The sequence below is a fragment of the Vibrio sp. YT-15 genome (assembly GCF_033337445.1).
GTDB lineage: Bacteria > Pseudomonadota > Gammaproteobacteria > Enterobacterales > Vibrionaceae > Vibrio > Vibrio alginolyticus.
The window spans coordinates 1-1,181 of record NZ_JAWOQR010000120.1 but is presented as its reverse complement, the minus strand read 5'-3'; the positions used below and the strand labels follow the sequence as shown (position 1 = coordinate 1,181).

Here is a 1,181-nt window from a genome sequence, read left to right as displayed (position 1 = left end):
GCTGATTTCTTTAACCCTAGTGCTAACTTGTTAGTTACTTAGACAGGCATAATCAAATAAGATGCGTTGTCTATGATATTCAAAAGTAAGCATATCTCAAGGCTTAATGTGACCTTTTATAAGATCTTGTTCATTACATCGCCAATTTGAACGCTGGACGCCAAATTCGGCTGATCAATCGTCAATTCTGCTTCTTGTTCATAGATGCGGGAGACCGTCAAAGTGATCTCGCTTTGCGACACTTTATTACGCGGTAAACCCTTTTGATCGATGAATGATGCCGTGTGCCACAGTTGCAGTTTGTCACCTTCTTTTACGCCGTGCATGCGGCCCAGATCCATCGTGACGGTGTTGCCAAAAACGGCCACCACTTCCGGTAGGGTAATCTTGCAAGACAGTTCGGACTCGAGGTCTAACATGATGTTGCGGCTGACGCGTAGCATCATTTCGCCATAGGTCGATGCCCAGAAACGTGCGCTGCGAGTATCAACTTGGCTGGTTTTGGCGAATGGCCAACGCGCGACTTCGCGGTAGGCTTTGTTGAAGACTTCATGGCCTGTCTTGCCATCGAAGACTTTCATCTCTAAAGCAAACTGGCGGTTAATGATGTCGTCTTTTAAGAGTTGAGATTCAATCGTTGCCGTTAAGTCAGTAATCACGCCGCCAATAATGTATTGTGCGCCGTTGTCCTGCGCAATCATTTGAGTGCGAGCTGGATAATTGCTGCTGATTGAGTAGTCCGTCGTGCCAACAGAAACGAAGCTGCGCGAGGTTTGATCCAATTGGCGATTAACGACTTTGCTGAAATCATCACCTACTTGGTAGATTTGCCCCATGACTGCTTGTTGGGGGGAGGCAACGTCAATGTTACCGACCAAAATAGTCTTTTTGTATTGATCCGTGTGGCAACCCGTTGCCGATGGATAGATGTCCACTCGGATCTTCATTTCCATTTTACCACCGCGTTTGCGCTCAGATTCCACGAGAATGTAGCGCACCTCATGGTTAGTAAACTGATATTCTTTGCGGTTTTCTTCCAATAGCGGCATCAAATTACTGATGCTGCCAATGTCTGCGCCCGAAAAGTTGACGGCTTTGAATAGAGCGTCTTCCAACGCATGGAGCCTTGCCGCATCTTCAGAAGAAACGATCGTGGCAACGCCTGTCACTTCGTACCAAGA

At 47.1% G+C, this 1,181-nt stretch carries 1 protein-coding gene; it reads right to left on the bottom strand.

Features of this window, described 5'->3' with window-relative positions; genetic code table 11:
• Positions 1 to 116 precede the first annotated feature (116 nt).
• On the bottom strand, positions 117 to 1,181 hold a 1,065-nt coding region (locus R7D93_RS25700; RefSeq protein ID WP_318129610.1), incomplete at its 5' end, for a flagellar assembly protein FlgT.